The organism is Ralstonia sp. OTU4908 (assembly GCF_038440115.1).
GTDB lineage: Bacteria > Pseudomonadota > Gammaproteobacteria > Burkholderiales > Burkholderiaceae > Ralstonia > Ralstonia pickettii.
In genome coordinates, this window is sequence record NZ_JASATD010000095.1 from 1 (window position 1) to 985 (window position 985).

Annotated in this window: 2 protein-coding genes; both read left to right on the forward strand. The window is 58.9% G+C overall.

All coding sequences use genetic code 11. From position 1 onward, the window contains the following. A partial coding sequence (locus tag AAHM38_RS25445) for a helix-turn-helix domain-containing protein (RefSeq protein WP_342234423.1) occupies window positions 1-348 on the forward strand: 348 nt, incomplete at its 5' end. Then, window positions 345-985 (forward strand): replication protein RepA (locus AAHM38_RS25450; protein ID WP_342234424.1); only part of this gene is annotated, 641 nt, incomplete at its 3' end. The genes AAHM38_RS25445 and AAHM38_RS25450, both read left to right, overlap by 4 nt.

Genomic DNA, 985 nt, shown 5'->3' on the forward strand with positions numbered 1-985 from the left:
GGTATAGACACCGCACAGGGGCCGCGACGTTCGTTCTTGTCGACGCTGGCGGCCTTGGGGGACATGGAGCGCGATCTTGCGCGAGAGCGTGCTTTGGAGGGCCTGAACGGCGCGCGGGCACGCGGGCGGAATGGCGGGAAGAAGGAAAGCCTGTCGGAGCAGGAGCAAGCTCTACTTGTGCAGCGGCGCACCGAGGGTGCGAGCGTGCTGGAGATGTGCAACGAGTTTGGCATTGCCAAGGCCACCTACTACCGATACGTGCACAAGCTTGTCGCGGTAGACACGATGCATCACTACGGCTTGCAGAAAAGCGAGGCCACGCCCCTTGGAGAAGGAGCAGAACAATGAACGACGCCATGCAAGACCACCTGATCGTTGTCGACGCGGCTAACTCGGTGACACACCGTCAAAGACGGTTGATTGAGGATGCGCTAGAGATTGAGGCGGAAGACGCCAGAGAGGCAGGTGCGCTGGGCTACATGGCTCGCGCACTGGCTCAGGCTACCTTACCCCACACCGACCCGAAATTGCCGCCTGGAAGCCTCTACACGCGTGATACGGGGCGACTTACGCTGACGGTTGCCCCAACCAGCAAAAAGCACGGCATTCCCTACGGCACAATTCCGCGCGTCGTGATGGCTTGGATTTGTACCGAGGCGTGGTTGAAGAAGGATCGCGTTCTGTCTCTTGGTCACTCGCAAAAGGAGTTTCTGGAGAAGATCAAGATGAACAACAACGGGGCGGAGATTAAGCGCTTCCGTGAACAGGTCTTGCGGCTCTTCAAGTCCGTTATCTCGGTGGAGTATTCGGACGATCGCGAGGGAGACCTTTCGGCGCGGCTGATGATTTCCGATAAGTCGCACGTCTTCTGGCACCCAAAGCAGGACGATCAGCGGGCATTGTGGGAAAGCTCTCTGGAGCTGTCGGAGCGCTTCTACAAAGAGATTGTCTCGGCCCCAGTGCCGATTGACCTCCGGGTGTTCCA